Source organism: Streptomyces sp. NPDC002926 (genome assembly GCF_053591755.1).
The window spans coordinates 43,378-67,040 of the sequence record NZ_JBSFUK010000007.1 but is presented as its reverse complement, the minus strand read 5'-3'; the positions used below and the strand labels follow the sequence as shown (position 1 = coordinate 67,040).

Genomic DNA, 23,663 nt, shown 5'->3' with positions numbered 1-23,663 from the left:
AGCGTCACGCTTGTAATGTGCGGATGCCTGCCAAGCCACTTACACCCGGGGGGAATCCGCATGTCCGTCGCCGGTCTGAGACGTGCCGCGAGCGAGAGCGTCTCGGGGCTGCCCCGTGAGTTCTGGTGGCTGTGGACAAGCACTCTGGTCAACCGGCTCGGCGCCTTCGTCGCGACGTTCATGGCGCTGTACCTGACCCTGGAACGGGGCTACTCACCCTCGTACGCGGGACTTGTCGCCTCCCTGCACGGCCTCGGCGGTGTCGTCTCCTCGCTCGGCGCGGGTGTGATGGCCGACCGGCTCGGCCGGCGGCCAACCATGCTGATCGCACAGAGCTCGACCGCCGCGTCCGTGGCGCTGCTCGGCTTTGTGCAGCACCCGGTGGCCATCGCGGCCGTCGCCTTCCTGGTGGGTATGGCGTCCAACGCGTCCCGGCCCGCCGTGCAGGCGATGATGGCCGACATCGTCCGTCCCGAGGACCGGGTGCGGGCCTTCTCGCTGAACTACTGGGCGATCAACCTCGGGTTCGCCGTCTCCTCCGCGGGCGCGGGCTTCATCGCCGAGTACAGCTATCTCGCCGGCTTCCTCGGCGAGGCCGTGATGACACTGATCTGCGCGGTCGTCGTCTTCGTCAAGCTGCCGGAGTCACGGCCACAACGGGCGAAGGCCACCGCGGACGAGCCCGCCGAGCCCGAGGTGAGCATGGGGACCGTGCTGCGCGACGGGCGGTTCATGAGCGTCGTCGGGCTGTCGTTCCTGATCGCGCTGATCTTTATGCAGGGGCATGTGGGACTGCCGCTGGCGATGGGCGCGGACGGCTTCAGCAGCTCCGACTTCGGCATGGCGATCGCGGTCAACGGCGTACTGATCGTGGCCCTGCAGATCCCGGTCACCCGCTTCATCGAGCACCGCGACCCGCGCCGGCTGCTGATCATTTCCGCGGTGCTCGCGGGGTACGGCTTCGGGCTCACCGCTTTCGCCGGGTCGATCGCCGTGTACGCGCTGACCGTCTGCGTGTGGACGCTGGCCGAGATCATCAACGCGCCGACCCAGACCGGGCTTGTCGTGCGGCTCTCGCCGCTGCACGGACGTGGCCGCTACCAGGGGATGCACACGCTGTCCTGGTCGGTGGCGGCGCTCATCGCCCCGCTGATGTCCGGTTTCGTCATCGACCGGTACGGCGCGGAGTGGCTGTGGGGGATGTGCGCGGTGCTGGGGACGGTGGCGGGGCTCGGGTACTGGCTGCTGATGCGGAACCTGCCCGCGGAGAGCGCGACGGGAGCGACGGGAGCGACGGGCGCGGACGCGCCGGCCGAGCGGATCGCCCCGGTCCGGCGGATCGAGGACGGCCCGGCGGATGCCGTCGGGCCCGTGCCCGCCGCCGGAGTGGTCAGTCCGCCTGCGTCCGTCCCGTAGGAGCAGCCGCCGGATCCGGCGATTCCTCCGTCACCCGGGTGCCCGGGCGAGCGAGCAGGGGAACGCCACCGCCGGCGCGCCCGCCATCCCGTAGAAGACCCATTGGCCGGCCTCGGCGAAGTCCAGCCGGATCGCGTTCATCGAGGCGCGTATCGTCGTCGCGATCGGGCCGGAGCCGCTGTGCTCCTGGGCGTCCGGATTGCCGGTGACGGACTCGGCGATGTTCCGGGCCGCGGCCGTCAGGTGAGCGGCGGTCGGACGCGGGCCGGCCAGGCGCGGGCGGTCAGGCGAGCAGCGCCCGCTGGGCCTCGTACAGATTGCCCGGACACACCCCGCCCGGCTGTCCGTACGCCTCGATGCGCGAGCCGAGCGGCCCGCTGAAGTCCGGTACGTCGATCTGGTCGAACTCACGGACCGTGCTGATGGCGACGGTCGCGCTGTACGGGGCGATCCGGTCGATCCTGATCAGGCCCGCGCGCTCGTTGGTGACGGTGACGTTCCAGTGGGTGAACCGGGCTCCGTACAGCGGTCCCGCGCTCGCGTCGCCGCCGTGGCGGCCGTTGTTGTCCACCGTGATCTCGGTGCGGACGTTGGCGAACGGCATACCGCGGTGCGTGTCGAAGGTGCCCATCTCCATGTTCCCGCGCGACCAGACGTTGTAGCTGGACAGGCCCTCCACATTGATGCCGTGGAGCTGGGTGTTGGCGGGGGCCGGGACGGTGCGCCGGGCGATGGTGAAGTCCTCGATGAGATTGTCGTGCGAGCCCTCGCGGCAGAAGTACGGGTGGTGGGAGCCGCGGCCCTCGACGCGGGTGCCGCGCAGGGTGCATGCGGAGGCGGCTACCAGGCCGAAGCCGTTGTCGACGTGGCGGACGGTGATGTCGTCGGCCCAGCAGTCGTACGCGCACTGGAAAGTGACGCCGTTGTAGCCCTTGTCGAGGAGGTGCTGGGACTGCGGGGTCTCCATGGCTTCGAGGGTGAGCCCTTCGACACCGGAGCCGGTGAGCGGAGTGACGAGAGTGGTGATCCTCGGGTCCCATTCAGGGCGTACGTCGAGAGGCAGCGGCCGTTCGAAGGTGACCTTGTTCCGTTTGACGGCCGTGATGCGTACGGGCCATTCGTAGGGGACGTAACTGGTCAGCTTGGTCTTGTCGTCCCAGACGTACCCCTCGGGACCCGCGCCGCCGCCTGCCATGTGCTCCAGGAGGGTGTGGCCGGCGTCGTCCGCGAGGCGGAGCAGGACGAGCTGTCCGCGGCGGAGACGTGAGGCGTCGGTGACGGTGACGGACCGGTCGCCTCGCTCGGCGGGCCTGACGGTGGCGAGGGTGCGCCACTCGTCGCGCTTGTTGCCGGTCCAGCCTTCGAAGGGCCACGCCTTGGCCTTGATGGCGGTGGTGAGGCTGTCCCAACGGCCCTTCGGACAGAGCCAGATGAGACCACCGGCCCAGGACCAGGACGACTTGTCGCCGCCGTAGCGGCTGCCGTACACACCGATGAGTTCGGTGAGGTTCTTGGTGGCGCAGAGCTTGGTGCGGGTGCTGCCGGCGCCTTGGAGTACGACGTCGCTGTGGCCGATGCGGATCAGGTCGTCGATGCGGTAGGTGCCGGCGGGGATGAGGACCGTGCCGCCGCCGCGCTCGCCCACAGCGGCGACGGCACGGTTGATCGCGGGGGCGGAGTCGGCGGAGCCGTCCGGTTCGGCGCCGTGGGCAAGGACGTTGGCGACGACGGGGCGTCGGGGGAAGCGGCGGGCTCCGGCTCGTTGACCTGCCCGGCCTACGAAGGGGATCTGCGGGTGGCTGTAGGGGTTTCGACGGAACTCGGCCCAGAGGGGAGAGGGGGTGGCGGGCGCGGGGGCGGCGACGGCGGTGCGCGTGCCGACGACGCAGGTGGCCGCGACGGCTGTGGCACTGCCGAGCAGAGTCCGTCTGCTGATGGCGCGTCGACCGGTCTCCATGAGCCCACCCTCCCACGTATGTGAACGACGTTCATATGAACGTCCGCAGTGAGCATGCCATGAGCCCGAGCCCGCGGAAAGGGGTCGTACGGGGCCTTGCGCCGGGGCCGAGATGGGGAGTCCTGCCGGGCGCACCCACCCTCACCGCATGACCGGGCAACCCCCTACTTGGTCAGGTTGGTGAACGCATCCAGGTTCCGGGTCGACTCTCCCCGCGACACCCGCCACGCGTACTCCTTGCGGATCGCGCTCGCGAACCCCATCTCCAGCAGCGTGTTGAAAGCGCCGTCCGCCGCCTCAAGGACCGCGCCGAGGAGGCGGTCCAGTTCCTCCGGGGTGACCACGGAGAGCGGGAGCCTGCCCACCAGGTAGATGTCGCCGAGGCGGTCGATCGCGTAACTCACGCCGTACAGGCGCAGATTGCGCTCCAGCAGCCAGCGGTGGACCACCGCGTCGTTCTCGTCCGGGTGTCGGACCACGAACGCGTTGATCGACAGCGAGTGCTTGCCGACGAGCAGCGAGCACGTCGTCGACAGCTTGCGCGTGCCAGGGAGTTTGACCACGTACGAGCCGGGCTCCCGGCTCTCCCACTCGAGTTCCGCGTCCTTGAGCGTCTGCTCGATGACCTGGGCAGCCTGCCGTACGTCAGCCATGGTGCGAGCGTACCCGGCGGCGGTGTTCGTACATCGCCGCCGTGTAGACATCCGCCGTCGCCGACGCCGCCGTGTCCCAGCCGAAGGACTTCGCGTGGCGGGCCGCCGTCGCGCCCATCCGGGCGGACAGGGCCGGATCGACCAGCAGACGGTGCAGCGCGGCCGCGTAGTCCTGCGGGTCGTGGCCCGGGACCAGGAGGCCGGTCAGCTCGTCGCGGACCGCCACCGGGAGGCCGCCGACCTCCGCGGCAACCACGGGCGTGCCCGTCGCCTGGGCCTCGATCGCGACCAGGCCGAAGGATTCGCTGTACGAGGGCATGACCAGCGTGGACGCGGCCCGGAACCAGTCCGCGAGGAGGTCCTGGCCGACGGGCGGCTGGAAGTGGACGACGTCCGCGATGCCGAGGCGGGCGACCAGTTTCTGCAGGCCTTCGGGCTTGGCGAGGCCGCTGCCGCTCGGGCCGCCGACTATCGGCACGAAGAGCCGGGAGCGCAGGGAGGGGTCGCGGTCCAGCAGCAGCGCCACGGCGCGGAGCAGGATGTCGGGGGCCTTCAGCGGCTGGATGCGGCCCGCGAAGAGCGGGATGAACGCGTCCTGCGGCAGCCCGAGGCGGGCCCGGGCGGCGGCGCGGCCGTCCGCGGGCCGGAAGCGTTCCAGGTTCACGCCGGGGTGGACGACGGCGACCTTCGCCGGATCGGCGTCGTAGAAGCGGACGAGTTCGTCGGCCTCCTCCGCGGTGTTGGCGATCAACCGGTCCGCGGCGCGCACTATCTGGGTCTCGCCGATGACTCGGGACGGCGGCTCGGGGGAGTCGCCATCGGCGAGCGCGGCGTTCTTGACCTTGGCCATGGTGTGCATGGCGTGGACGAGCGGGACGCCCCACCGCTCGGCGGCGAGCCATCCGACATGGCCGGAGAGCCAGTAGTGGGAGTGGACGAGGTCGTAGTGGCCCGGGCGGTGGCCGGCCCAGGCCTGCATCACACCGTGCGTGAAGGCACACAGCTGGGCCGGGAGGTCTTCCTTGGCGAGGCCCTCGTAGGGCCCTGCGTCGACATGCCGTACGAGCACGCCGGGAGACAGCTCCACGACCGGCGGCAGCCCGCCCGCGGTCGCCCGGGTGAAGATCTCGACCTCGATATTGATGGCGGCGAGCCGCTTGGCGAGTTCGACGATGTAGACATTCATGCCGCCGGCGTCGCCCGTCCCCGGCTGATGCAGCGGGGACGTGTGGACGCTGAGCATGGCGACCCTGCGCGGCTTGCGATGACCGCCGGGGAACCGGATCCGCGGTGCCACCAGGCTGCCGCCGAGGCGGGAGACGTACTGGCTCACGTCGGCGTTCCTCCTCGCTGCGGGCACGGCAGGCTGCGGGGCGATAGCAGCCACCAAAGCCTCACAACAGCGGACTCTCGGCTTCCATTTCCAGCCCCCCTTCGCTTTGCCAAATCATTACCGTCCGGAAGCCGTGTCACGACCGCATACCCTCACTTTCATGACTCGTCCCGTCGGCACCGCGACCCGCGGGACGACCAACCCCAACCGGCTGCGGCGTATGGACCGCTGGATCGCCGCGACGCACGGACCGGCGCTGCGCCGCGGCGACGCGCCCGTCGCCGTCGATCTCGGGTACGGGGCCGCCCCCTGGACCGCGCTGGAGCTGATGCAGCGGCTCCGCAGGGCCGAGCCCCGCTGCCAGGTCGTCGGGATCGAGATCGACCCGGCACGGGTGGCCGCCGCGAAGCCGTACGAGCGCGAGGGGCTCAGCTTCCGGCACGGTGGCTTCGAGGTCCCGCTGGAGCGGCGGCCCGCGCTCATCCGGGCGGCGAATGTGCTGCGCCAGTACGACGAGGGCGAGGTCGCCGCGGTCTGGGCGCGGCTCCGAGCGCGCCTCGCGCCCGACGGGCTGCTGGTCGAGGGCACCTGCGACGAGATCGGGCGGCGGCACGTCTGGGTCGCGCTCGGCCCGGAAGGCCCGCGCACGCTCACCTTCGCCACCCGGCTCGGCTCCCTGCGGCGTCCGTCCGATCTGGCGGAACGGTTGCCGAAGGCGTTGATCCACCGCAATGTGCCGGGCGAGCCGGTGCACGCCTTCCTGCGGGACTTCGACCGGGCGTGGGCGGCAGCCGCTCCGTACGCCTCGTTGGGCGCCCGGCAGCGCTGGATCAGAGCCGTACGGGACATGGCGGTCGACTGGCCGCTGGCGGACGGCCCTCGGCGGTGGCGGCAAGGGGAAGTCACGGTGAACTGGGCGGCACTCGCCCCCAATTCCGTATGAACAGGCGCGAACGAGGGAACGCGGAGGGCCCGTTGTTCGTCCCTGACGAGTGGGATTGATCCACCAGTCGGCAGATCGGCACCCGTCGTCCCTGTCGCTTTTGCGGACGTCGTGGCACCATCGCGACGTCGCCCGTAAGTTACTGACGGTAAATCATATTCAGGCCTACTGGCGTTCGCCCGGAGCCCGAAGGGGGAGTCGTGAACCGACGCCGCTGTGCCACTGCCGCGATCACTCTGGTCTGCGCACTGACCGTGCCGGCGTCAACCGGCCAGGCTTTCGCGGCCCCCGAGCCGCCGCCGGCAAGCAGGGCGGGCGCCGCCGAGGACGCACCCAAGAAGTCGCTGGAGGAAGTGCGTCAGGAGATCGAAGCCCTCTACCGCAAGGCCGCGTCCGCGACCGACGCGTACAACCTCGCCGAGGAGCAGGCCGACAAGCAGTCGGCCGAGATCGTCAAACTCGCGCAGGAGATCGTCAAGGGACAGGCCCGGATCGACGACCTCAAGAACCGCGCGGGCGCCGCCGCCCGCGCCCAGTACCGCGACGGCGGACTGCCGCCCGAGGCGCGGCTGGTGCTCACCGACGATCCGCAGCTGTTCCTGGACGGAGCGGGCCGGATCCAGCAGGGCCAGAAGGCCACCAGGGACCTCCTCGGCGAACTGACCAGGACACAGGCCGACTTGGCGGCGTACACCAAGGACGCGAGCGCCCAGTGGCGGAAGCTCGAGGCCAACCGCGTCAAGCAGGCCAAGGCCAAGAAGGAGATCAACTCCCAGATCGCCGCGGCCAAGAAGATAGAGGACAAGCTGGAGAAGGAGCAGCGGGAGCGGCTCCTCCAGTTGGAGCGGAACGCCGAGTACAAGGCACAGACGGCCTGGCTGAGTTCGGGCGTACTGAAGGAGATCAGCCGCAGCGCGAGCCCGCAGGGCAAGAAGGCGGTCCGGTTCGCGACGGCGCAGATCGGCAAGCCGTATGTGTGGGGAGCGGAGGGCCCGGGGTCGTACGACTGCTCGGGGCTGACGTCACAGGCGTGGTCGGCGGCGGGGAAGGGCATCCCGCGCACCTCGCAGGAGCAGTGGCGGCTGCTGCCGCGGATCGAGATCAAGGACTTGCGGCCCGGCGACCTGATCATCTACCACGCGGACGCGAGCCATGTGGGGATGTACATCGGCGACGGAGCGATCGTCCATGCGCCGCGACCCGGGAGGAATGTGACGATTACGGGCGCTGGTTCGATGGCGATCCTCGGAGTCGTACGCCCGGACAAGTGACACACATGAGTAACTCGGATGAGTGACACGTAAAGAAATACGTCAGGGGGGTGACGAACGCGTGATGTTCGTCATGGCCTCTTGAGCAAGTACCTCCCCATGCGCGGCATATGACAGTGGCTCTTCACACTTCACCATTCCGCTCCGACACCCGGTACCGCTATGGTCCCGGTCTGGTGAGGCGTCGATCGTCGCTGCACCGCGCCCTCGGGGGGAGGGAAGGAAACCAGGAACGATGCCCGTACCCGTACCGCGACAGAGGGGTGTCCCCGTCGCGGAGACCGACCGTGGGAGCGCCTGCGCCGCCGGCAGCTCCAGCGGCGGCGACCTCACGCTTCTGGTGATCGAGGACGACCCGGCGGGTACCTTCACCGTCCCCGAGCTGCTCGACGCGGCCGGCACCCGGGTCAGGATCCGGATCCGCAGCGCCCGCAACCTGACCGAGGCGGAGCGGCTGCTCACGGACGACGTCCACTGCATCCTCGTCGACCTCGCCCTGCCCGGACCCGGCGAGGAGGAGCTCGCCCCGCTCAAGCACGTCCTGCGCCTCGCGCCGCGCCACGCCGTCCTCGCCCTGACCACCTCGGGCGACGCGGAGCGCGCGGCGGAGGCGGTACGGGTGGGGGCACAGGACCATCTCTTCCGCGACGAGCTCGACGGACGGCTGCTGAGCCGCGCCATCCGGTACGCCGTCGAGCGCAAACGCGCCGACACGGCCCAGGTGAAGCTGGCCGAGTCGAGGCTCCGCGCCCAGGAGAACGCCCGGCTGGAACGCGGTCTGCTGCCCACTCCCCTGCTCCAGGGCTCGGATCTGCGGTTCGCCGCGCGCTACCGGCCCGGACGCTCGCGGGCGCTGCTCGGTGGAGACTTCTACGACACGGTCCGCACCGCGGACGGCACGGTCCACGCGATGATCGGTGACGTCTGCGGCCACGGCCCTGACGAGGCGGCACTCGGCGTCGAGCTGCGTATCGCCTGGCGGGCGCTGACCTTCGCGGGCCTGTGCGGGGACGAGCTGCTCTCCACGCTGCAGCAGGTGCTGGAGCACGAGCGGGAGAGCGAGGAGATCTTCGCGACGCTCTGCACGGTCGACATCGCGCCGGACGGCCGGCGGGCCGGCCTCTGCCTGGCGGGCCACCCGGCGCCGCTGATCGCCCGGCACGGGCGGCCGGCGCAGCTGCTTCCGTACGACGACAACGGCCCGGCGCTCGGCCTGCTGCCGCGCGCCCGCTGGCCGCGCCGCCAGGTGGAGCTGGGCGCCGCGTGGAGCCTGATGATGTACACGGACGGGCTGATCGAGGGCCGCCGGGGACCGGACGCGAAGCAGCGACTGGGCCAGGACGGGATGGTCGAGATGATCAACCGGCAGTTGGCGGCGGGCCTCGAGGGCGAGTCACTGCTGGAGGCGGCGGTCTCGGAGGTCCGCGATCTCAACGGCGGAGAACTGACCGACGATGTGGCGGTGCTGCTGCTGAGCAGGCACGGGGCCCGCAGGTAGCCCGCGGGCGGGGCCTGCGGGCTGCCGGGGTCTACCGTCCGCCGTTGTACGGACCGTACGGGCCGTCGCTGCTGGAGCCGCCACCGCGGCGGCCACCCTTGCCGGAGACCTGCTTGAGGGCGGGCCGCACGTCCACGAAGAAGACGATCGAAGCGATCAGTCCGGCGATCGACAGGAACAGCACGGAGACGAAGAGGTTCACCGCGACCGTGATGCCGAGGATGATCAGCCAGAAGGACTTCTTCTGCTTGTCGGCGGCGCGGTAGGCGTCGTCGCGGGCCATGGCCGCCATGATCAGCGCGGTCACCGACGTGCCGAGGAAGACAAGGTCGAGCACGAGCCAGAGCCCGAAGTCGAATCCCGCACGCAACATGCTGAGCACCGCCTCATCAGTGATTTGTAGCGCCTCGCGGCCAAGGTACCGGGCCCGAGGTACCGGGAGAACGAGCCGGACACCCCAATGGTGCCCGGCCCGTCCTCTCGTACGCGTTACCAGGTGTTACTTGGCGGACTGCGGCGAGGGCTTCTTCGTCGCCGTCGTCTTGCGCGCCGGGACCTTGCGGGCGGCCGCCGGAGCGGGCTTCTTGGCCTCGGCCTTCACCTCGGTCTTCCCGGTGGCCTGGGCCGCGGGCTTGTCGGCGTTCGGCTCGACGGCGACGGCGATCTCGGCGATCTCCTCGGCCGCCTCGCCGCGCCACGACTTCACGACCTGCTCGCCCTGCTCGGCGACCTTCTCGTACGTCTCACGGGCCTTGACCGCGTACTCGGCAGCCACACCGACACCACGCAGCGCCAGGTCCTGAGCGGTCTCGCCGAACTTCTTCAGATCGGTGTCCAGGGTCTCGAGCACCTCGGTGACCTTGGCCTGCACGGTGGCCTGGGCCTCCTTGGCCTGGCTGGTCACCTTCTCCTGAACGGCCTTGGGGTCGGCGTTGCGCACGGCGTCGATACGGCTCGGGGCCTCGGCCTTGAGCTGCTCGATCAGCGCGGGAACCTTCTTCGCCTGCTGGACGGCGAGGTCGGCGGTTCCGGCCGCGAAGTAGAGGGGAGTCGGGTCGGTGAGGGTCTTACGCAGGTCATCGGTGATGGCCATGACTGTGGTCCTCCCGGATCGCAGATCAGTTTGAGGGTTGGTCGGCATCACTGCCGTCGGCCGTGCGGGGGCCTTCAGCGGCGGTGTCCATGGTGTCCGTGGAGTCCATGATGTCCGTGGAGTCGGTGTTCTCGAACCCGTTCTCCTTGCGGAAGGACTCGTAGATCTGCAGCAGCACCTGCTTCTGCCGCTCGTTGATCGAGGGGTCGGCGAGGATGACGGCACGCGTCTCCAGCTCCTCCCGCTCCCGCTCGTCAAGGATCCCGGCCCGCACGTACAGCGTCTCGGCGGAGATCCGCAGCGCCTTGGCAACCTGCTGCAGAACTTCCGCGCTCGGCTTGCGCAGACCGCGCTCGATCTGACTCAGATACGGATTGGACACCCCGGCGGCGTCGGCGAGCTGCCGCAGCGAGAGCTGCGCTGTGCGCCGCTGCTCACGCAGATACTCACCGAGATTGCCGACGTTGAGTGATGCCATGCCCCGATAGTGCACTGCCGGTGCTAACTATTGCAAGCACATGCTTGCAATAGTGTTCCACGCAACATGGCGGCTACCCATCGGGCGGACCGGGACAACGTCACGCGCCCGATCAGTGACGAAAGGGAGAAAATGACCAGCTCTGCCCCCGGCGGCACCCTCACGCTCGCGGACGACCTCACCATCAGCCGCATGGGCTACGGCGCCATGCAGCTGGCCGGCCCCGGCGTCCTCGGTCCGCCCAAGGACCGTGACCGGGCCGTAGCGGTACTCCGCGAGGCGGTCGACCTCGGCGTCACCCACATCGACACCAGCGACTACTACGGCCCCGTGGTCGTGAACGAGATCATCAAGGGAGCCCTGCACCCCTACCCCGCGGATCTCCGCATCGTCACCAAGGTCGGCGCCCGGCGCGGCGACGACGGCTCCTGGAACCCGTCGCTGGAGCCCGACGATCTCCAAGCCCAGGTTCGCGAGAACCTGCGGCACCTCGGCCTCGACGCTCTCGACGTCGTCAACCTCCGCCTCGGCTCCTTCGAGGGCGACTCCGACGAGTCCATCGCGGAGCCGTTCGGCGCGCTGGCAGTGCTCCGGCAGCAAGGGCTCATCCGTCATCTCGGGCTCAGCGGCATCTCCTCGGCGCAACTGACCGAGGCGCAGACCATCGCGCCCGTCGTCACCGTGCAGAACCTCTACAACCTCGCCGCGCGGAAGGACGACGACCTCGTCGACCGGTGCGAGGCGGAGAACATCGCTTTCGCCGCGTTCTTCCCGCTCGGCGGCTTCAGCCCGCTCCAGTCCGAGACCCTCACCGGCGTCGCCGCCCGCCTCGAAGCCTCGCCGCAGCAGGTCGCCCTTGCCTGGCTGCTTCAGCGATCCGCTACGACTGTCCTCATCCCGGGCACTTCGTCCGTGGCCCACCTTCGCGAGAACATCGCCGCGGCGGGCCTCGAACTCCCGGCCGATGCGGTCGCGCAGCTCGACTCCATCGGCCGGTAGGAAGCCCGCCGCCGCTCGGCCGTCGGCTCGCCCAGGACGGTGACAGTGCAGTCCACCACGGGCTTCCGGCTCGATCCGCACCATCTGTGCCCGCGCCCGCGCCTCGGCTCGGCCCCAGCCCCCGAAGGTCGCCGTGAGACGGCCGTCATCTGCTCGCGGGCGGTGGCGAAAGCCTGCCTGCGCGAGCGGTCCGTCCGACATTCACGGAGACCGAACTGGCCATATCCTGACCGGTTTCCGAGGCAGAATGATCTGCTGTGAGAGCTGATCGTCTGGTGGCGACCCTGCTGTTCCTGCAGACGCGGGGACGGGTGACCGTGACCGAGGTGGCCGCGGAGCTGGAAGTGTCCGAACGCACCGCCCGGCGCGACCTTGAGGCGCTCGCGACCGCCGGCATACCCGTGTACTCGCAGCGCGGCCGCGGCGGCGGCTGGTCACTGGTCGGCGGGGCCCGGACCGACCTCACCGGGCTCACCGCCGACGAGATCCGGGCACTGTTCCTGCTCGCGGGACCGTCGTCCGCCACGCCCGAACTACGGACGGCGCTGCGCAAGCTGGTACGGGCGCTGCCGTCGACACTGCGGTCCGGTGCGGAGGCCGCCGCGAACGCCGGTGTCACAGACGACACCGACTGGTCGCGCTCCCCCGTCACCGCCTCGGCACCCCATCTCGACGCGCTCCAGAGGGCGGTGGTGGAAGGCACGCAGATCCGCCTCGGATACGCCCGCCCGGGCAGGCCCGCGGGCGAGCGTACGGTCCATCCGCTCGGCCTCGCGTCCAAGGCGGGCGTCCGCTATCTCGTCGCGGGTACGGCCCAGGGCCTGCGGACCTTCCGCCTCAGCCGCGTCATCTCGGTCACCCCGACCGGCGAACCGGTCGTCCGCCCGGACGGCTTCGACCTGCCCACGGCCTGGCGCTCCCTCGCCTCGGGAATGGAGGACCGCATGCTCGCGGCGACGGTACGCGCCCGGGCGGAGAGGGGCGCCGAGCCGGTCCTGCAGGGGCTGTTCGGCGGGCGGCTGCGGATCGCCGGGTCGCCCCTTGCCGACGGCCGGCTGGAGATCGAGATCGACGGCCCGTCACCGGAGATCGTGGCGGCGCAGCTGGCGGGGCTGGGCGCGCGCGTCGAGGTCCTGGACCCGCCGGAGGCCAGGGAGCGGCTCGCGCAACTGGCGGCCGAACTCACCGCCGTCTACGGGCAGTGACTCGCCCCAGGGGAGTAGACGCTCACTTGGTGGTCGCGGTGGTGGCGGGGGCGTGCAGGGCCGTCGTGCGGAACGCGGAGTATGCGGGAGGATCGGATCAGGACCGCCGAACCATCGCACCGCCGCACCGCCGCACCGCCGAGAGGAATGCACAGTGACCGTCGAACGCATAGGCCCGCCCCTGACCGGAGGCGAGCGCGAAACGCTGCGCGCCTTCCTCGACTACCACCGCGCCACCCTCGCCATGAAGGCCGACGGCCTCTCCGACGAGGAGCTGCGCCGCCAGTCCATGCCACCCTCGACGCTCTCCCTGCTCGGCCTGGTACGGCACATGGCCGAGGTGGAGCGCGCCTGGTTCCGCCGAGTGATCAACGGGGAGGACATCCCGCACGTCTGGTCGGACAAGGGCGATTTCCAGGAGGCGTACGACGCGAGCGAGTCCACGCGCTCCGAGGCTTTCGAAGCCTGGCAGACGGAGATCGAGCACTCACGCCGGATCGAGGAGCAGGCCGAGTCCCTCGATGTGACCGGCTATCAGGCCAAGTGGGGCGAGGACGTGTCACTCCGGCTGGTGATGCTGCACATGATCCACGAGTACGCCCGGCACAACGGCCACGCCGACTTTCTCCGCGAGGGGATCGACGGCACGGTGGGAGCCTAGTTCCTACGGTGTCCTGACGCGCTCGAGCTCCAGCTCCAGCGGCAGCGGCAGCGGCAGCGGCAGCGGCAGCGGACGAGGGTCGGCACTCCCCAGGTCCATCTCACCTCCACTGACTCCGAAGCGTATGAGCCGGAGTTGACCTCAATCGCAGTTGAGGTTCCAGACTTCTCGCAAGCTATCGAGTTGGGGAGTGGACGGCATGCGCGTGGCACAGGTGAAGGAATTCGGCGGCCCTGAGGTTCTGGTCACGGCGGAGGTCCCGGATCCAGTGGCGGGTCCGGGTGAGGCGGTCGTGGCTGTCTCCGCGGTGGACACGATCTTCGTGGAGACGCAGGTGCGGTCCGGCGCGTTCGGCGAGCACTTCGCGGTCCAGCCACCGTATGTGCCGGGCGGCGGCATCGCAGGTACGGTGCGCGCGGTCGGCCAGGGGGTGGACGAGGCGTGGATCGGCCGCCGGGTCATCACCGCCCTCGGCTTCACCGGCGGCTACGCCGAGCAGGCCGTGGCCCCCGTGGCCAAGCTGGTCCCTGTCCCCGACGGCCTCGGACTGCAGGAGGCCGCCGCCCTGGTCCACGACGGCGTCACGGCCTGCGCGCTTTTGGAGTCCACCGGCCTGGGCGCGGGCGAGCGGGTGCTGATCCTGGGCGCGTCGGGCGGCATGGGCACTCTGCTTGTGCAGCTGGCGAAGGCCGCCGGGGCGGAAGTGACGGGGGTGGCCCGGGGTGAGCGGAAGACGTCCCTGGTACGGGAGTTGGGTGCGGACGTGGTCGTGGACGCGACCCGGGACGACTGGGTCGCACAGACCCGCGCGGCGCTGGGCCCGGCCGGCGCGGATGTGGTGCTCGACGGAGTCGGCGGCGCTCCGGGCCTGGCTGCCTTCGCGCTGACGGCGGACGGCGGGATCTTCTCGGCGCACGGGGCGCCGACGGGCGGCTTCGCTCCGGTGGATGCGGCGGAGGCGGAGCGCCGTGGGATCAAGCTGCTCGGCATCGGGGACGTACAGCTCTCGGACGAGGAGTACGTGCGCCTGGCGGCGAAGGCACTGGAAGAGGCGGCCGCGGGCCGGCTGCGACCGGTGATCGGCGGCACGTTCCCGCTGACGCGCGCGGCGGAGGCCCATGAGGCGATCGAGGCACGGACGCTGCGGGGGAAGGTGCTGCTGACGATGTGAGTGCGGTGGGGTCGGGGGCGGAGTGAGGCGGAGCCGTGGACGGCGCTGTTGTGGGACGAGGGGATCCCGGCGGTGGCGCTCACGCCGTCGGGGGTGCCGCTAAGGGTCCGTACGGCCTGGGTACGCACGGAGCCACCGCAGATACGCGGCCATGACCTGCCGGAGCGTGGGCACTTCGGGCAGACCCAGCGGCTCGGCAGCCGCCTTGAGGACGAGATGGATCCGCCAGGCGGCCCGGGGCAGCAACCGCCAGTTCTGCTTCGGGCCGGAACCCAGGGCCACAGCCGTACGGATCACATCCGTGTAGACGGACTGTGCCCGCTTGTACGAGAGCAGCACCGGAAGGTCTTGCTCCCATCCGTCGGAACTGCCGGGCCGCACCCTCTCCACAGCCGCCCGCCACACTTCCCTGACCCGGCCTTCCTCCTTCTGCGAGTAGCGCATCAAATGGAGGTGCGTCGCCAGGTCGTACAGCGGATCACCGATCGCGGCGAGCTCCCAGTCGATCGTCCACAGGTCGCCCGCGGGATCGACGATGAAGTTCTCCCGGTGAAGGTCGCCATGGATGAGAGCGAAGGGGCGCGGTGCGAGTCTCACCGTCGCACTCTTCAGCTCCTCCAACGCGTTTTCAGGGACGCCGAGTTCATTAAAGAGCGTCCCGAACCGGCCGGCGTTCTCGCCGTACACCTGCTCTTCAGTGAAGCGGATGAGCCCGCGCAGGAAAGCGCCCGAGTCGGCGTCGCTGTCCGTCTCGGCGTCGCTGTCCGTCTCGGTGCCCGTCGACCGACCGTCGGCGGCGGCGTTCCGTCGTATGTCGAGTTCATCCGCCTTGACCGCCACCAGCTCTTCGAACAGTCGGCCGAGTTGATGGAGATGACGGTCCGAGAGCGGCCTGCTGGAGAGCGTCCGCCCTTCGATGAACCCCTGCAGACAGACGCTCTCCGCGACCTCGAAGCACTCCGGGATACGGGCGATCCGGCCGCGCAGCGCGATGAGGAGCCGGTCCTCCGAGGCGAAACACCGACGGTCGAACCAGAGCAGTTCCTCGCGCGGCGACCGTAGTTTGCCTCGCTCGAAGCGTGTGGCCAGCGGATTCTCGGCGGGCAGCGGGAAGGCGTACGTCTCATGGTGGTAGCCCTTGAGGGGCCCCTCCACGAACCGATCGTCCCGGCTCAGCCCGGCCGCTTGCCGGCGAGCCTCGGATGCCGCCTCGACTGTCATGTACGCGTGCCCTCGGTAGTCCGCCCGGATCAGGAACTGACTGAGGAAGTTACCGCTCCCGCCGGGGTGGAGGCGGGAGATTCCGGGGAGAGATCACCGGCAAGGTCCATCGCGCCGGTGATCCGATTCCCACGCAACAGGCACACCTCGCCGTCACTCCACCCTGAGGCCCGGCTCGACGGCGTCGAGCAGTTGCCCGAGCGAGGAGACTTTCGGCATTTCCCCGACAGCCTCCAGCCGTCGCCGCTTCGCCTGGTTACGCGCGTAACCGAGAAAGCGGACCCCGAGCTCCCTGGCTGCCTCGTAGTCCGCGGGCGAATCCCCGATCATCAGGGATTCCTCCGCTGTCGAGCCCGTGGTCTCCAGAGCCCGCCTCAGGCAGTCCGGATTCGGCTTGAGCAGTCGCGGGTCGGGCATACGGCCGTGCACATGCTCACCGAAGAAGTCCGTGAGCCCCTCACGGTCGAGATAGCTCCGTACGGCGCTCGCAGAGTTGTTCGTCGTTATGGCCAGCCGGAAACCCACCGCGCTGAGCCGGCGTATCAGCCTGTTCGCATCCTTGGTCGGGTGCGCTGTCACCGAGGCACGGAGCTCCTCGGCGGTGAGCAGCTCCTCCAGGTGCCCCACCAGTTCGCTGCCCCGGTGTCTGTCGGCGGCCGCGCTCAGGATGGCATGCGGATCGTCGGCGGAGCCCTCGGGCACCGGCACCTCGTCGTGGAAGCGGTGCTGGATCCAGTCCCTGAGTTCGGTGGCGACCGCAGGGGCCGTGTGCCTGGCGAAGAGCTGGCACATGGGGCCGTCGAAGTCGAGGAGCACGCACTTGACGGCGGCGAGGAGGTCGCGCAGATCGGTCGCGCGCGGTTCAGTCACATCGCTCCGTCCGTCGGGGCCGAGAACACGGTTCCGGTGCCTTCACATGCCATCTTGCCCGCAACTGCCTTGGCCGACTGCGTGGTTGGGGAGGTGCGGCCATGTCGGCGTGACCGAGAGCCCTGGCTCCGTTTGCGGTGAAGTGGCTCCCCCAGGTCGTCCAGTGGCGACCGATGGCTGCTTCACCGCTGTTCACGGTGGTGGTCCGTTCGGCCCGCCCGGAACCTCGGCGTACCGGCACGCTGTGCGGCGCCCCGATCCTCCTGGTGCTCCTCCTCCGGAACCGGTGGCTGGTCAGCTCCCGAGGGTGATCCCCTTGGCGAGCGTGCCCCACAGACCGTCGAACCACTCCTGCGCCTGGGTCACAAACGCCTCGTCCCAGGTCCCTTCGCCCCGTTCGAAGGGGAAAAGCATCGAATCGCTGCCGAGCGCGTCGTAGATCTCCATGGGTGTGTCGTCGATCTGCTCTTCACGCTTCTTGATCTGGTAGAACGCGAAGAATGCCTTGCATCCGTTCAGCAGATAGAGCTTCACGGGCGGGGTGAAGGGCAAAGCCTTCAGCGTCACCTCGACATCGATGCCGCGGGTGCTGCGCAGGGCGCGCAGGCTCTGCCGCAGGACGGCGCCGTGGCTGTTGCGCAACGACAGCCAGTGCTCGTGCACCAGCCGCCCGTCGCCGGATTCCTCCTCGGTCGGCCGGGGAAAGGCGAGCTCCAGGTCTCGTGAGGGCACCATCACCCGGACCTTCACCGTCTCGGGCCTGATCTGATCCGAGCGAATGGCCTGCAACGGCTCGGCGAGTGCCAGGTTGAGGGACTCCGACGTCAGACAGATCGCATCGATACGAACGTTGGGCGCTTCGAACGCCTCCATGACGCGGGTCCCGAGCGTGGCGGCGGTCTGCTGGGGCTCGCCGGGGGCCGAGACCTCTTCGGACGGGGGCACGGCAACGCGTGCCGGAGGCACGCGCTCCGAGGCGACGGGCCAGGCATCCTCACCGTGGCCGCCACCGTCGGCCGTCACCACCGGCGCATCCCGCTCGGCGTTCACAAACGTCCCACTGCCCTGGCGGGTGACGATCAGCCCCATTTCCCGCAGCAGGTCCAGCGCCTGAATCACGGTGGCACGGGAGACCTGGTACTGCGTGGCCAGTTCACCCTGCGTGGGCAGGCGCTCCCCCGGCCTACGAGTTCCGTCGTTGATCTCCTTGCGCAGCTCGTCCGCGACCCACCTGTACCTGTACGTGGTCTCTCTCGGGGCAGACCCATGGCTCGTCACCCCACAACCTTACAACTCCCCTACGGCAAAGCAGAGATGCCCCACACAACCGAACAACTAGGACCCCCGACTCAGCGAGACAACCGAATGACCATACAAGTTTACGGACATACCCCAGGCGGGCATTAATCCATCAGGTCAACCGGTTGAATTTGTATGGCAGTTGGAGCTCAGAACGAGGCTGCATCTCGTCCCAGCCGCACAACGGTGTGCGGGCACCGGCGCCCCTCCCCCCTGAAGGAGTGACCACCAATGCCCCTCTTCACCCTTGTCTTCGAGCAGTACGTGCAGTGGCGGTTCGGCTTCATGGCCGCGCTGGGACTCACCCTCCTGACCATCGGAGTGAAGGCCGAGAACCCCACCTGCGCAGGCATCGGCGGCGTTCTGCTGGTGGCTCCGGCCATGACCGCCGGCACCTGACAGGCCGCCGAGCCTCCGCCACCCGCCCGGGCATCACAGCGCAGGAGTCAGAAGATGTCCGGGCACCAAGGCCGCCTCGACGTCCGGAACAGCGCGTCAACCGTCCCCGCCGCCCCCGGCGTCCCCTCCTCCACCAGGCCCAGCGCCGCCAGCCGTACCGCCGACTCGTCACCCAGGTACAGCGCGCCCAGCTCCCGTACATCCAGCGTCAGATCGGGCGACTCCCTCGACGGAACACACACTGCCCCCTCCGGCGACGCGTCCAGGCGGAAGCGGCCGGCCGCCAGGCCCGCCGTGTCGCGGATGTCCAGGACCAGGGTCGCGGCCGTCCCGTACGTACGCGCCTCCAGGGCCCGTACGACATCCAGGATCCGCACCCACAAGAAGTCCGCCTGCGTCAGGATCCTCGCCGCGCGCGGATCCGGGAGCAGCAGCGGGAGCAGGTCGTCCGGGGCGCGGTAGCCCGACTTGACCGTGGTGATCCAGTCCACCGAGCACACGTAGTGCCACAGCGCACGCTCCGCCGCCGGCGTCAGCGCGATCATGTCCCGGACCGTCGCCGTGTTCAGCGGCTGCTTGGCGTCGCCCCACTTGTCGTCAGCCCGGTAGGCGAGCAGTCCCTCGGCCTCGCCGGCCGACGAGCGGTAGACCGCGTAGAACCGCTCCGTCCAGGGGTCGCCCGCCAGCGCCGCCTGGCCCGTGTTGACCTGCCACCAGCGCTCGTCGCGGTTCACCGCGCCCGGCTGCCGGGCCGCGAGCCGTGCGTGCAGTTCCGGGCCGAGCTTGCGTACGTCCGTCCCGTCGACCAGGTCGATCCGGCCGCCGCCGTCCGGGCCCGACCAGCGCGGGTCCAGGCCGGTGCGCGGGACGTCGACCGCCCACTCGGTGATCGAGGTGGCCGGACCGTAGCCGTACCGGCCGTAGATCGGGTACTCCGCGGCGATCAGCGTGGATACGACGTCCCCGCGCTCCTTGGCCTCCGCCAGGTCCGCGGTCATCATCCCGCTGAGCAGGCCGCGCCGGCGGTGCGTGGGCGAGACGGTGACATTGGAGACCGCGCTCGCCGGAAGGGCGGCCCCGCCCACCGCGGTGAGCTGCTGGGCGAAGGAGCGGAACGTCGCCACGCAGCGTCCGTTGTCGAAGGCACCGCGGACCCGCGAGAGATCGGTGTGCGCCAGGCGTTCGGCGATCTCCTCCTCGGAGAACACCGGCGGCCTCAGGAATCCGGTGGACAACGCCCGTAGCCAGTCGGCGAATTCTGACTCGGTGACAGGGCGGGTTTCGACACTCATGTGTCTCACGCTAGGCCGAACGCCGAGCTGCGCGCATCCGGGTTTCCGGCAGCCCCGCGCGACTCAGAACGCCGACCGGATCTCGCCGACCTCCATGCCGCCGCCCAGCAGCGGCGTGTGCCCGATCCGCGCCACCACACCGGCGTCCACACCCAGCAGCTCGAGGCCACGGGCCAGCACCGGGCCCAGCGCACGCGTCGAGCCGTCGTCCACCTTGAAGGCCAGCGCACGGCCGTCCGCGAGCGCCACCGCCTGGACCGCCTCCGCACCCATCTTCGACAACGTGCCCGGCACCTCGCGCATCAGCCAGGTGTCGGGGCGGCGCGTACCGGCGACGTACTCGGGGTGGGCGCGCATCGCGTCCGCGACCCGGCGCTCGGCCGAACCCTGCTCGGCGAGTACGAAGTGGCGGAAGGCGCGGGCCAGTCCGGTCAGGCTGATCGCCATCAGCGGAGCGCCGCAGCCGTCCGTGCCGACCGCCGTGACCCGCTCGCCGGACACGTCCTCGACCACGTCGTGGACCAGCTGCTGCAGCGGATGTCCGGGGTCCAGGTAGTTCGTCCTGTCCCAGCCGTTCAGCGCGCAGGCCGCCAGCATCGCCGCGTGCTTGCCAGAGCAGTTCATCGTGACCTTGTCACGGACCTGGCCCGTCGCGAGATACGTCTCGGCCTCGGCCGGGTCCAGCGGCAGGTCCGGCGGCGTCTGCAGCTCATCGGCCGCCAGCGTGTGCTCGGCGAGCATCTTCCGTACGAGATCGAGGTGGAAGCCCTCTCCCGAGTGGCTCGCGGCGGCCAGCGCCAGCCGCTCCCCTGCGATGTCGAGCCCGGCGCGCAGTACCGCCGCGGCCTGCATCGGCTTGTTGCTGGAGCGCGGGAAGACCGGTACTGACGGGTCCCCGAGCGCGAATTCCACACTGCCGTCCGCCGCCAGGACGACGAGCGACCCCCGGTGACGGCCCTCGACAAAGCCGGAACGAACGACTTCGGCGAGGACCGGGGGTATGGCAGTGGTGGAGGTGCTCATCGTGGGCCTTCCGGGGCGTGAGCCCGCTCCCGGAAGGATCGCTTCAGGTGAGCAGGTCGTCTACTTGTGCTTCGCCTTCACGGTACCTGCGGGCGATCTCGGCACTGCAATCGTCCGCCGTGCGCTGCAGCAGCTGACGGCTGTGCGAGACCTGCTGCTCGTAGCGGATCAGCCTGCCCATGGCCGCGTGCAGCTCCTCGTCCGTACGGGCGTCGAGGTCGGAGAGCTCGACCTCGGAGAGCATGTCGGCGGCCAGCCGACGGTACTCCTCGCTGTGCGGTGTGGAGAGCGTCACGTGCCGGGCCGACGAGCGGTGCCGCGAGGGGGCGTCGGCCAGGATCTTCGACAGCCGGTCCACGACGGTGGTCTCCGGGACGACCGGCGTCCGAGGGTCCGTACGCCGCGCCAGCTCGGCCCGCAGGATGTCGATGCGGCCCTGGAGCAGCCGCCGCACATAACTGAGGTCCGCCTCGTCGCGATGCGAGTCGCGGCGGAGAATCCGCAGCTCAGGCAGGAGCAGTGCCGCGAGATCGTACTGCGGGGGCTCCGGCACAGCGTCCCCGGAACACTGCGAGGGGTCAGGCACGGCATCCCCGGAACACTGCGGGGGCTCAGGCACGGCATCCCCGGAACGCTGCTGGGGCGGTCGCGCGGCACGTGGGCGGCCGGCACAGGTCGGAACGGAAAGCGGCGGTGGATGCGCTGCGGGCAGCGGTGTGGGAAGCGATACGGGACCGGACGACTGTCCGGCGCCAGATGTGCTCATGTGCGTATGTCCGTCCCCTCGACCGATGCGGCTGCACCGCCTCCGTGCATGGTGCCACTCCGGAAGGTCCCGACGCAGGTGCTCTGCACCCGTTCAGCCCCAGATAGGTTGGTCTGTATGCGTGCAGTGGTGCAGAGGGTCGACGGCGCGAGCGTCGTCGTGGCGGGCGAGACGGTCGGCGAGATCGTTGGCGAAGGGCTGTGTGTGCTGGTGGGAGTGACCCACGAGGACACCGAGGAGAAGGCGGCGCAGCTGGCCCGCAAGCTCTGGTCGGTCCGGATCCTGGAGGCCGAGAAGTCCTGTTCCGACGTGAACGCGCCCTTGCTGGTGATTTCGCAGTTCACTCTCTACGGGGACGCCCGCAAGGGCCGCCGCCCCACCTGGAACGCCGCTGCCCCCGGCGATGTGGCCGAACCGCTGGTCGACGAGGTGGTGGCGCAGCTGCGGGCGCTGGGGGCGCGGGTGGAGACGGGCCGGTTCGGGGCGGACATGCGCGTCTCGCTCACCAATCACGGCCCGTTCACCGTGCTGATCGAGGTCTGAGCACTGAGCGCGGTCCAGGTCTGATCAAGGCCTCGGTACTCGCCGAGGTCTTGGCACTCGCCGAGGTCCCGCTGCTCACCGAGGTCCCGGCACTCGCCGAGGCCTCGGTACTCGCCGAGGTCCGAGGAGCTACGGCTCGACCACGAGCTCCTGCGCGGCCGCCGTGTCGCCCGCCAGCAGCTCCGCGTCCACCGGCACATTGCGCTTGACCAGCGCGAGCGCGATCGGACCGAGCTCGTGATGACGGGCGGAGGTAGTGATGAAGCCCAGCTGGCGGCCCTCCTCCCCGTCCGCAGCCAGTCGCACCGGAGTGCCGTGGCCCGGCAGGTGCACCTCACTGCCGTCGAGGTGCAGGAAGACCAGCCTGCGCGGCGGCTTCCCCAGGTTGTGGACACGCGCGACGGTCTCCTGGCCGCGGTAGCAGCCCTTCTGCAGATGGACCGCGCTGCCGATCCAGCCCAGCTCGTGCGGGATGGTGCGGTGGTCGGTCTCGAAGCCGAGGCGCGGGCGGTGGGTCTCGACGCGCAGTGCCTCGTACGCCAGGATCCCGGCGGCCGGGCCGTTCGCGGCGGCGTACGCCTCGAGGCCGGAGCGCGGCAGGAACAGATCGCGACCGTGCGGGGTCTCCCGTACGACAACGCCGTCGGGCACTTCGGCGATGGAGCCCGCGGGCAGGTGGACGACCGCGAACTCCTCGGTGCGGTCGGCGACTTCGACCCGGTAGAAGAACTTCATCGACTCCAGGTACGCGATGAGTTCCTGCTGTGTGCCCGGCTCGACATGCACCCAGACCGTCTCGCCGTCGTCGACGAGATACAGGGCGTGCTCGATATGGCCGTGCGCGGAGAGGATCAGCGCCTCGGTCGCCTGGCCGGCCGGGAGCTCGCTCACATGCTGGGTGAGCAGCAGATGCAGCCAGCTCAGGCGGTCGTCGCCGGTGACGGTGACGACGCCGCGGTGCGAGAGATCGACGAGGCCGGTGCCGCCCGCGAGGGCGCGCTGCTCGCGGAACAGATCGCCGTAGTGCGCGGCGACGCCTTCGTCATGGCCTTCGGCGGCGACCGCACCGGGCAGGGACAGCAGAGGGCTCTTCATGCGCTAAGCCTACGACCCGGTGGTCGAGGCCTCAGCAGTGCACTTCTTGCAGCGGCCGAAGATCGCGAAGTGCTTCATGTCCGTCTCGAAACCGAAGGTCTCGCGGAGCTTGGAAGTGAACTCGGCGGCGACGGTGACATCCGCCTCGATCACATTCGTACAGTCCCGGCAGACCAGGTGGATGTGGTGGTGCCGGTCGGCGAGGTGGTACGTCGGCGCGCCGTGGCCGAGGTGGGCGTGGGAGACCAGGCCGAGCTCCTCGAGGAGCTCCAGGGTCCGGTAGACGGTGGAGATGTTCACGCCGGAGGCGGTCTTGCGCACCTCGGAGAGGATCTCGTCGGGCGTCGCGTGCTCGAGCGTGTCGACGGCTTCGAGGACAAGCTGGCGCTGCGGCGTCAGCCGGTAGCCGCGCTGCCGCAGATCGCTTTTCCAGTCGGTGCTCACCACGCACCCAGTGTAGGCAGGCGCTTCGGCCGC

At 69.9% G+C, this 23,663-nt stretch carries 24 protein-coding genes; 10 read left to right on the top strand and 14 right to left on the bottom strand.

The annotated features are described in order from the left end of the window. Nucleotides 1-60 precede the first annotated feature (60 nt). On the top strand, nt 61-1,416 hold the full coding sequence (locus ACWDZ6_RS15115) for an MDR family MFS transporter (protein ID WP_451503190.1): 1,356 nt from the start codon (nt 61-63) through the stop codon (nt 1,414-1,416). Between the two features lie 283 nt (nt 1,417-1,699). Here the strand turns inward: ACWDZ6_RS15115 and ACWDZ6_RS15110 are convergent, their stop codons facing one another. The 3 genes from ACWDZ6_RS15110 to mshA form a co-directional block, all read right to left on the bottom strand. After that, entirely contained in the window at nt 1,700-3,373 is a 1,674-nt protein-coding gene (locus ACWDZ6_RS15110) for a glycosyl hydrolase family 28-related protein (RefSeq protein WP_451503189.1), read from the bottom strand. Between the two features lie 164 nt (nt 3,374-3,537). Then, on the bottom strand, nt 3,538-4,026 hold the full coding sequence (locus tag ACWDZ6_RS15105) for a YbjN domain-containing protein (RefSeq protein WP_451503188.1): 489 nt from the start codon (nt 4,024-4,026) through the stop codon (nt 3,538-3,540). Next, a complete protein-coding gene (gene mshA, locus ACWDZ6_RS15100) occupies nt 4,019-5,359 on the bottom strand; it encodes a D-inositol-3-phosphate glycosyltransferase (protein WP_451503187.1) in 1,341 nt (446 codons plus the stop codon). The genes ACWDZ6_RS15105 and mshA overlap by 8 nt, the downstream gene beginning before the upstream one ends. Nucleotides 5,360-5,519: 160 nt before the next feature. Here mshA and ACWDZ6_RS15095 point away from each other — a divergent pair, with 160 nt between their 5' ends. The 3 genes from ACWDZ6_RS15095 to ACWDZ6_RS15085 all read left to right on the top strand — a co-directional run bounded on the left by ACWDZ6_RS15095 (nt 5,520) and on the right by ACWDZ6_RS15085 (nt 9,071). Continuing rightward, nucleotides 5,520-6,302 (top strand): class I SAM-dependent methyltransferase, encoded by a 783-nt coding sequence (locus ACWDZ6_RS15095; RefSeq protein ID WP_451503186.1) that lies wholly within the window; start codon nt 5,520-5,522, stop codon nt 6,300-6,302. A gap of 200 nt (nt 6,303-6,502) precedes the next feature. Further along, nucleotides 6,503-7,573 carry an NlpC/P60 family protein gene (locus ACWDZ6_RS15090; RefSeq protein ID WP_451503185.1) on the top strand — a complete coding sequence of 357 codons (1,071 nt, stop codon included), beginning with the start codon at nt 6,503-6,505 and terminating at the stop codon, nt 7,571-7,573. Between the two features lie 235 nt (nt 7,574-7,808). Further along, nucleotides 7,809-9,071, top strand: a complete 1,263-nt coding sequence (locus ACWDZ6_RS15085; protein WP_451503184.1) for a PP2C family protein-serine/threonine phosphatase — start codon at nt 7,809-7,811, stop codon at nt 9,069-9,071. Between the two features lie 31 nt (nt 9,072-9,102). On the opposite strand, the gene ACWDZ6_RS15080 is transcribed toward ACWDZ6_RS15085, so the two are convergent. The 3 genes from ACWDZ6_RS15080 to ACWDZ6_RS15070 all read right to left on the bottom strand — a co-directional run bounded on the left by ACWDZ6_RS15080 (nt 9,103) and on the right by ACWDZ6_RS15070 (nt 10,642). Then, nucleotides 9,103-9,444 (bottom strand): DUF2516 family protein, encoded by a 342-nt coding sequence (locus ACWDZ6_RS15080; RefSeq protein ID WP_351446870.1) that lies wholly within the window; start codon nt 9,442-9,444, stop codon nt 9,103-9,105. 126 nt (nt 9,445-9,570) lie between these two features. Further along, nucleotides 9,571-10,164, bottom strand: a complete 594-nt coding sequence (locus ACWDZ6_RS15075; protein ID WP_451503183.1) for a hypothetical protein — start codon at nt 10,162-10,164, stop codon at nt 9,571-9,573. A gap of 25 nt (nt 10,165-10,189) precedes the next feature. Beyond that, complete coding sequence (locus tag ACWDZ6_RS15070; protein ID WP_326650842.1) at nt 10,190-10,642, bottom strand: helix-turn-helix domain-containing protein; 453 nt, start codon at nt 10,640-10,642, stop codon at nt 10,190-10,192. 132 nt (nt 10,643-10,774) lie between these two features. Between ACWDZ6_RS15070 and ACWDZ6_RS15065 the strand changes: the two genes are divergently transcribed. The 4 genes from ACWDZ6_RS15065 to ACWDZ6_RS15050 all read left to right on the top strand — a co-directional run bounded on the left by ACWDZ6_RS15065 (nt 10,775) and on the right by ACWDZ6_RS15050 (nt 14,678). Further along, nucleotides 10,775-11,641 (top strand): oxidoreductase, encoded by an 867-nt coding sequence (locus ACWDZ6_RS15065; protein ID WP_451503182.1) that lies wholly within the window; start codon nt 10,775-10,777, stop codon nt 11,639-11,641. 257 nt (nt 11,642-11,898) lie between these two features. Next, nucleotides 11,899-12,846 carry a helix-turn-helix transcriptional regulator gene (locus tag ACWDZ6_RS15060; RefSeq protein ID WP_451503181.1) on the top strand — a complete coding sequence of 316 codons (948 nt, stop codon included), beginning with the start codon at nt 11,899-11,901 and terminating at the stop codon, nt 12,844-12,846. A gap of 154 nt (nt 12,847-13,000) precedes the next feature. Further along, nucleotides 13,001-13,507, top strand: coding sequence for a DinB family protein (locus tag ACWDZ6_RS15055; protein WP_451503180.1), 507 nt, complete (start codon nt 13,001-13,003; stop codon nt 13,505-13,507). A gap of 199 nt (nt 13,508-13,706) precedes the next feature. Further along, nucleotides 13,707-14,678, top strand: a complete 972-nt coding sequence (locus ACWDZ6_RS15050; RefSeq protein WP_451503179.1) for a zinc-binding dehydrogenase — start codon at nt 13,707-13,709, stop codon at nt 14,676-14,678. Between the two features lie 99 nt (nt 14,679-14,777). Here ACWDZ6_RS15050 and ACWDZ6_RS15045 read toward each other — a convergent pair whose 3' ends face one another. From ACWDZ6_RS15045 to ACWDZ6_RS15035, 3 genes are all read right to left on the bottom strand, one after another. Beyond that, entirely contained in the window at nt 14,778-15,833 is a 1,056-nt protein-coding gene (locus ACWDZ6_RS15045; RefSeq protein WP_451503178.1) for a phosphotransferase, read from the bottom strand. A gap of 219 nt (nt 15,834-16,052) precedes the next feature. Beyond that, nucleotides 16,053-16,769 (bottom strand): HAD family hydrolase, encoded by a 717-nt coding sequence (locus tag ACWDZ6_RS15040; RefSeq protein ID WP_451503177.1) that lies wholly within the window; start codon nt 16,767-16,769, stop codon nt 16,053-16,055. Nucleotides 16,770-17,063: 294 nt separating this feature from the next. Beyond that, on the bottom strand, nt 17,064-18,047 hold the full coding sequence (locus ACWDZ6_RS15035; RefSeq protein WP_451503176.1) for a GntR family transcriptional regulator: 984 nt from the start codon (nt 18,045-18,047) through the stop codon (nt 17,064-17,066). Between the two features lie 252 nt (nt 18,048-18,299). Here ACWDZ6_RS15035 and ACWDZ6_RS15030 point away from each other — a divergent pair, with 252 nt between their 5' ends. Then, nucleotides 18,300-18,467, top strand: a complete 168-nt coding sequence (locus tag ACWDZ6_RS15030) for a hypothetical protein (protein WP_351446897.1) — start codon at nt 18,300-18,302, stop codon at nt 18,465-18,467. Nucleotides 18,468-18,514: 47 nt separating this feature from the next. On the opposite strand, the gene ACWDZ6_RS15025 is transcribed toward ACWDZ6_RS15030, so the two are convergent. The 3 genes from ACWDZ6_RS15025 to ACWDZ6_RS15015 all read right to left on the bottom strand — a co-directional run bounded on the left by ACWDZ6_RS15025 (nt 18,515) and on the right by ACWDZ6_RS15015 (nt 21,548). Next, entirely contained in the window at nt 18,515-19,759 is a 1,245-nt protein-coding gene (locus ACWDZ6_RS15025) for a GNAT family N-acetyltransferase (protein WP_451503175.1), read from the bottom strand. Between the two features lie 63 nt (nt 19,760-19,822). After that, nucleotides 19,823-20,782, bottom strand: a complete 960-nt coding sequence (locus ACWDZ6_RS15020; RefSeq protein ID WP_451503174.1) for an asparaginase — start codon at nt 20,780-20,782, stop codon at nt 19,823-19,825. Between the two features lie 43 nt (nt 20,783-20,825). Beyond that, entirely contained in the window at nt 20,826-21,548 is a 723-nt protein-coding gene (locus ACWDZ6_RS15015) for an RsiG family protein (RefSeq protein WP_451503173.1), read from the bottom strand. Between the two features lie 117 nt (nt 21,549-21,665). Here ACWDZ6_RS15015 and dtd point away from each other — a divergent pair, with 117 nt between their 5' ends. Beyond that, nucleotides 21,666-22,091: a D-aminoacyl-tRNA deacylase gene (dtd, locus tag ACWDZ6_RS15010; RefSeq protein WP_351446909.1), complete on the top strand. Its 426-nt coding sequence runs from the start codon at nt 21,666-21,668 to the stop codon at nt 22,089-22,091. 129 nt (nt 22,092-22,220) lie between these two features. On the opposite strand, the gene ygfZ is transcribed toward dtd, so the two are convergent. Beyond that, nucleotides 22,221-23,186, bottom strand: coding sequence for a CAF17-like 4Fe-4S cluster assembly/insertion protein YgfZ (ygfZ, locus tag ACWDZ6_RS15005; protein WP_451503172.1), 966 nt, complete (start codon nt 23,184-23,186; stop codon nt 22,221-22,223). A 9-nt stretch (nt 23,187-23,195) separates the two neighbouring features. Next, entirely contained in the window at nt 23,196-23,633 is a 438-nt protein-coding gene (locus ACWDZ6_RS15000) for a Fur family transcriptional regulator (protein WP_451503171.1), read from the bottom strand. Nucleotides 23,634-23,663 lie beyond the last annotated feature (30 nt).

Excerpts from the sequence above, each read along its gene's own strand:
- ACWDZ6_RS15115 (WP_451503190.1), top strand. The coding sequence starts at position 61 with ATGTCCGTCGCCGGTCTGAGACGTGCCGCGAGCGAGAGCGTCTCGGGG.
- ACWDZ6_RS15110 (WP_451503189.1), bottom strand. The coding sequence starts at position 3,373 with ATGGAGACCGGTCGACGCGCCATCAGCAGACGGACTCTGCTCGGCAGT.
- ACWDZ6_RS15105 (WP_451503188.1), bottom strand. The coding sequence starts at position 4,026 with ATGGCTGACGTACGGCAGGCTGCCCAGGTCATCGAGCAGACGCTCAAG.
- ACWDZ6_RS15095 (WP_451503186.1), top strand. The coding sequence starts at position 5,520 with ATGACTCGTCCCGTCGGCACCGCGACCCGCGGGACGACCAACCCCAAC.
- ACWDZ6_RS15085 (WP_451503184.1), top strand. The coding sequence starts at position 7,809 with ATGCCCGTACCCGTACCGCGACAGAGGGGTGTCCCCGTCGCGGAGACC.
- ACWDZ6_RS15080 (WP_351446870.1), bottom strand. The coding sequence starts at position 9,444 with ATGTTGCGTGCGGGATTCGACTTCGGGCTCTGGCTCGTGCTCGACCTT.
- ACWDZ6_RS15075 (WP_451503183.1), bottom strand. The coding sequence starts at position 10,164 with ATGGCCATCACCGATGACCTGCGTAAGACCCTCACCGACCCGACTCCC.
- ACWDZ6_RS15070 (WP_326650842.1), bottom strand. The coding sequence starts at position 10,642 with ATGGCATCACTCAACGTCGGCAATCTCGGTGAGTATCTGCGTGAGCAG.
- ACWDZ6_RS15065 (WP_451503182.1), top strand. The coding sequence starts at position 10,775 with ATGACCAGCTCTGCCCCCGGCGGCACCCTCACGCTCGCGGACGACCTC.
- ACWDZ6_RS15050 (WP_451503179.1), top strand. The coding sequence starts at position 13,707 with ATGCGCGTGGCACAGGTGAAGGAATTCGGCGGCCCTGAGGTTCTGGTC.
- ACWDZ6_RS15030 (WP_351446897.1), top strand. The coding sequence starts at position 18,300 with ATGCCCCTCTTCACCCTTGTCTTCGAGCAGTACGTGCAGTGGCGGTTC.
- ACWDZ6_RS15025 (WP_451503175.1), bottom strand. The coding sequence starts at position 19,759 with ATGAGTGTCGAAACCCGCCCTGTCACCGAGTCAGAATTCGCCGACTGG.
- ACWDZ6_RS15020 (WP_451503174.1), bottom strand. The coding sequence starts at position 20,782 with ATGAGCACCTCCACCACTGCCATACCCCCGGTCCTCGCCGAAGTCGTT.
- ACWDZ6_RS15015 (WP_451503173.1), bottom strand. The coding sequence starts at position 21,548 with ATGAGCACATCTGGCGCCGGACAGTCGTCCGGTCCCGTATCGCTTCCC.
- dtd (WP_351446909.1), top strand. The coding sequence starts at position 21,666 with ATGCGTGCAGTGGTGCAGAGGGTCGACGGCGCGAGCGTCGTCGTGGCG.
- ygfZ (WP_451503172.1), bottom strand. The coding sequence starts at position 23,186 with ATGAAGAGCCCTCTGCTGTCCCTGCCCGGTGCGGTCGCCGCCGAAGGC.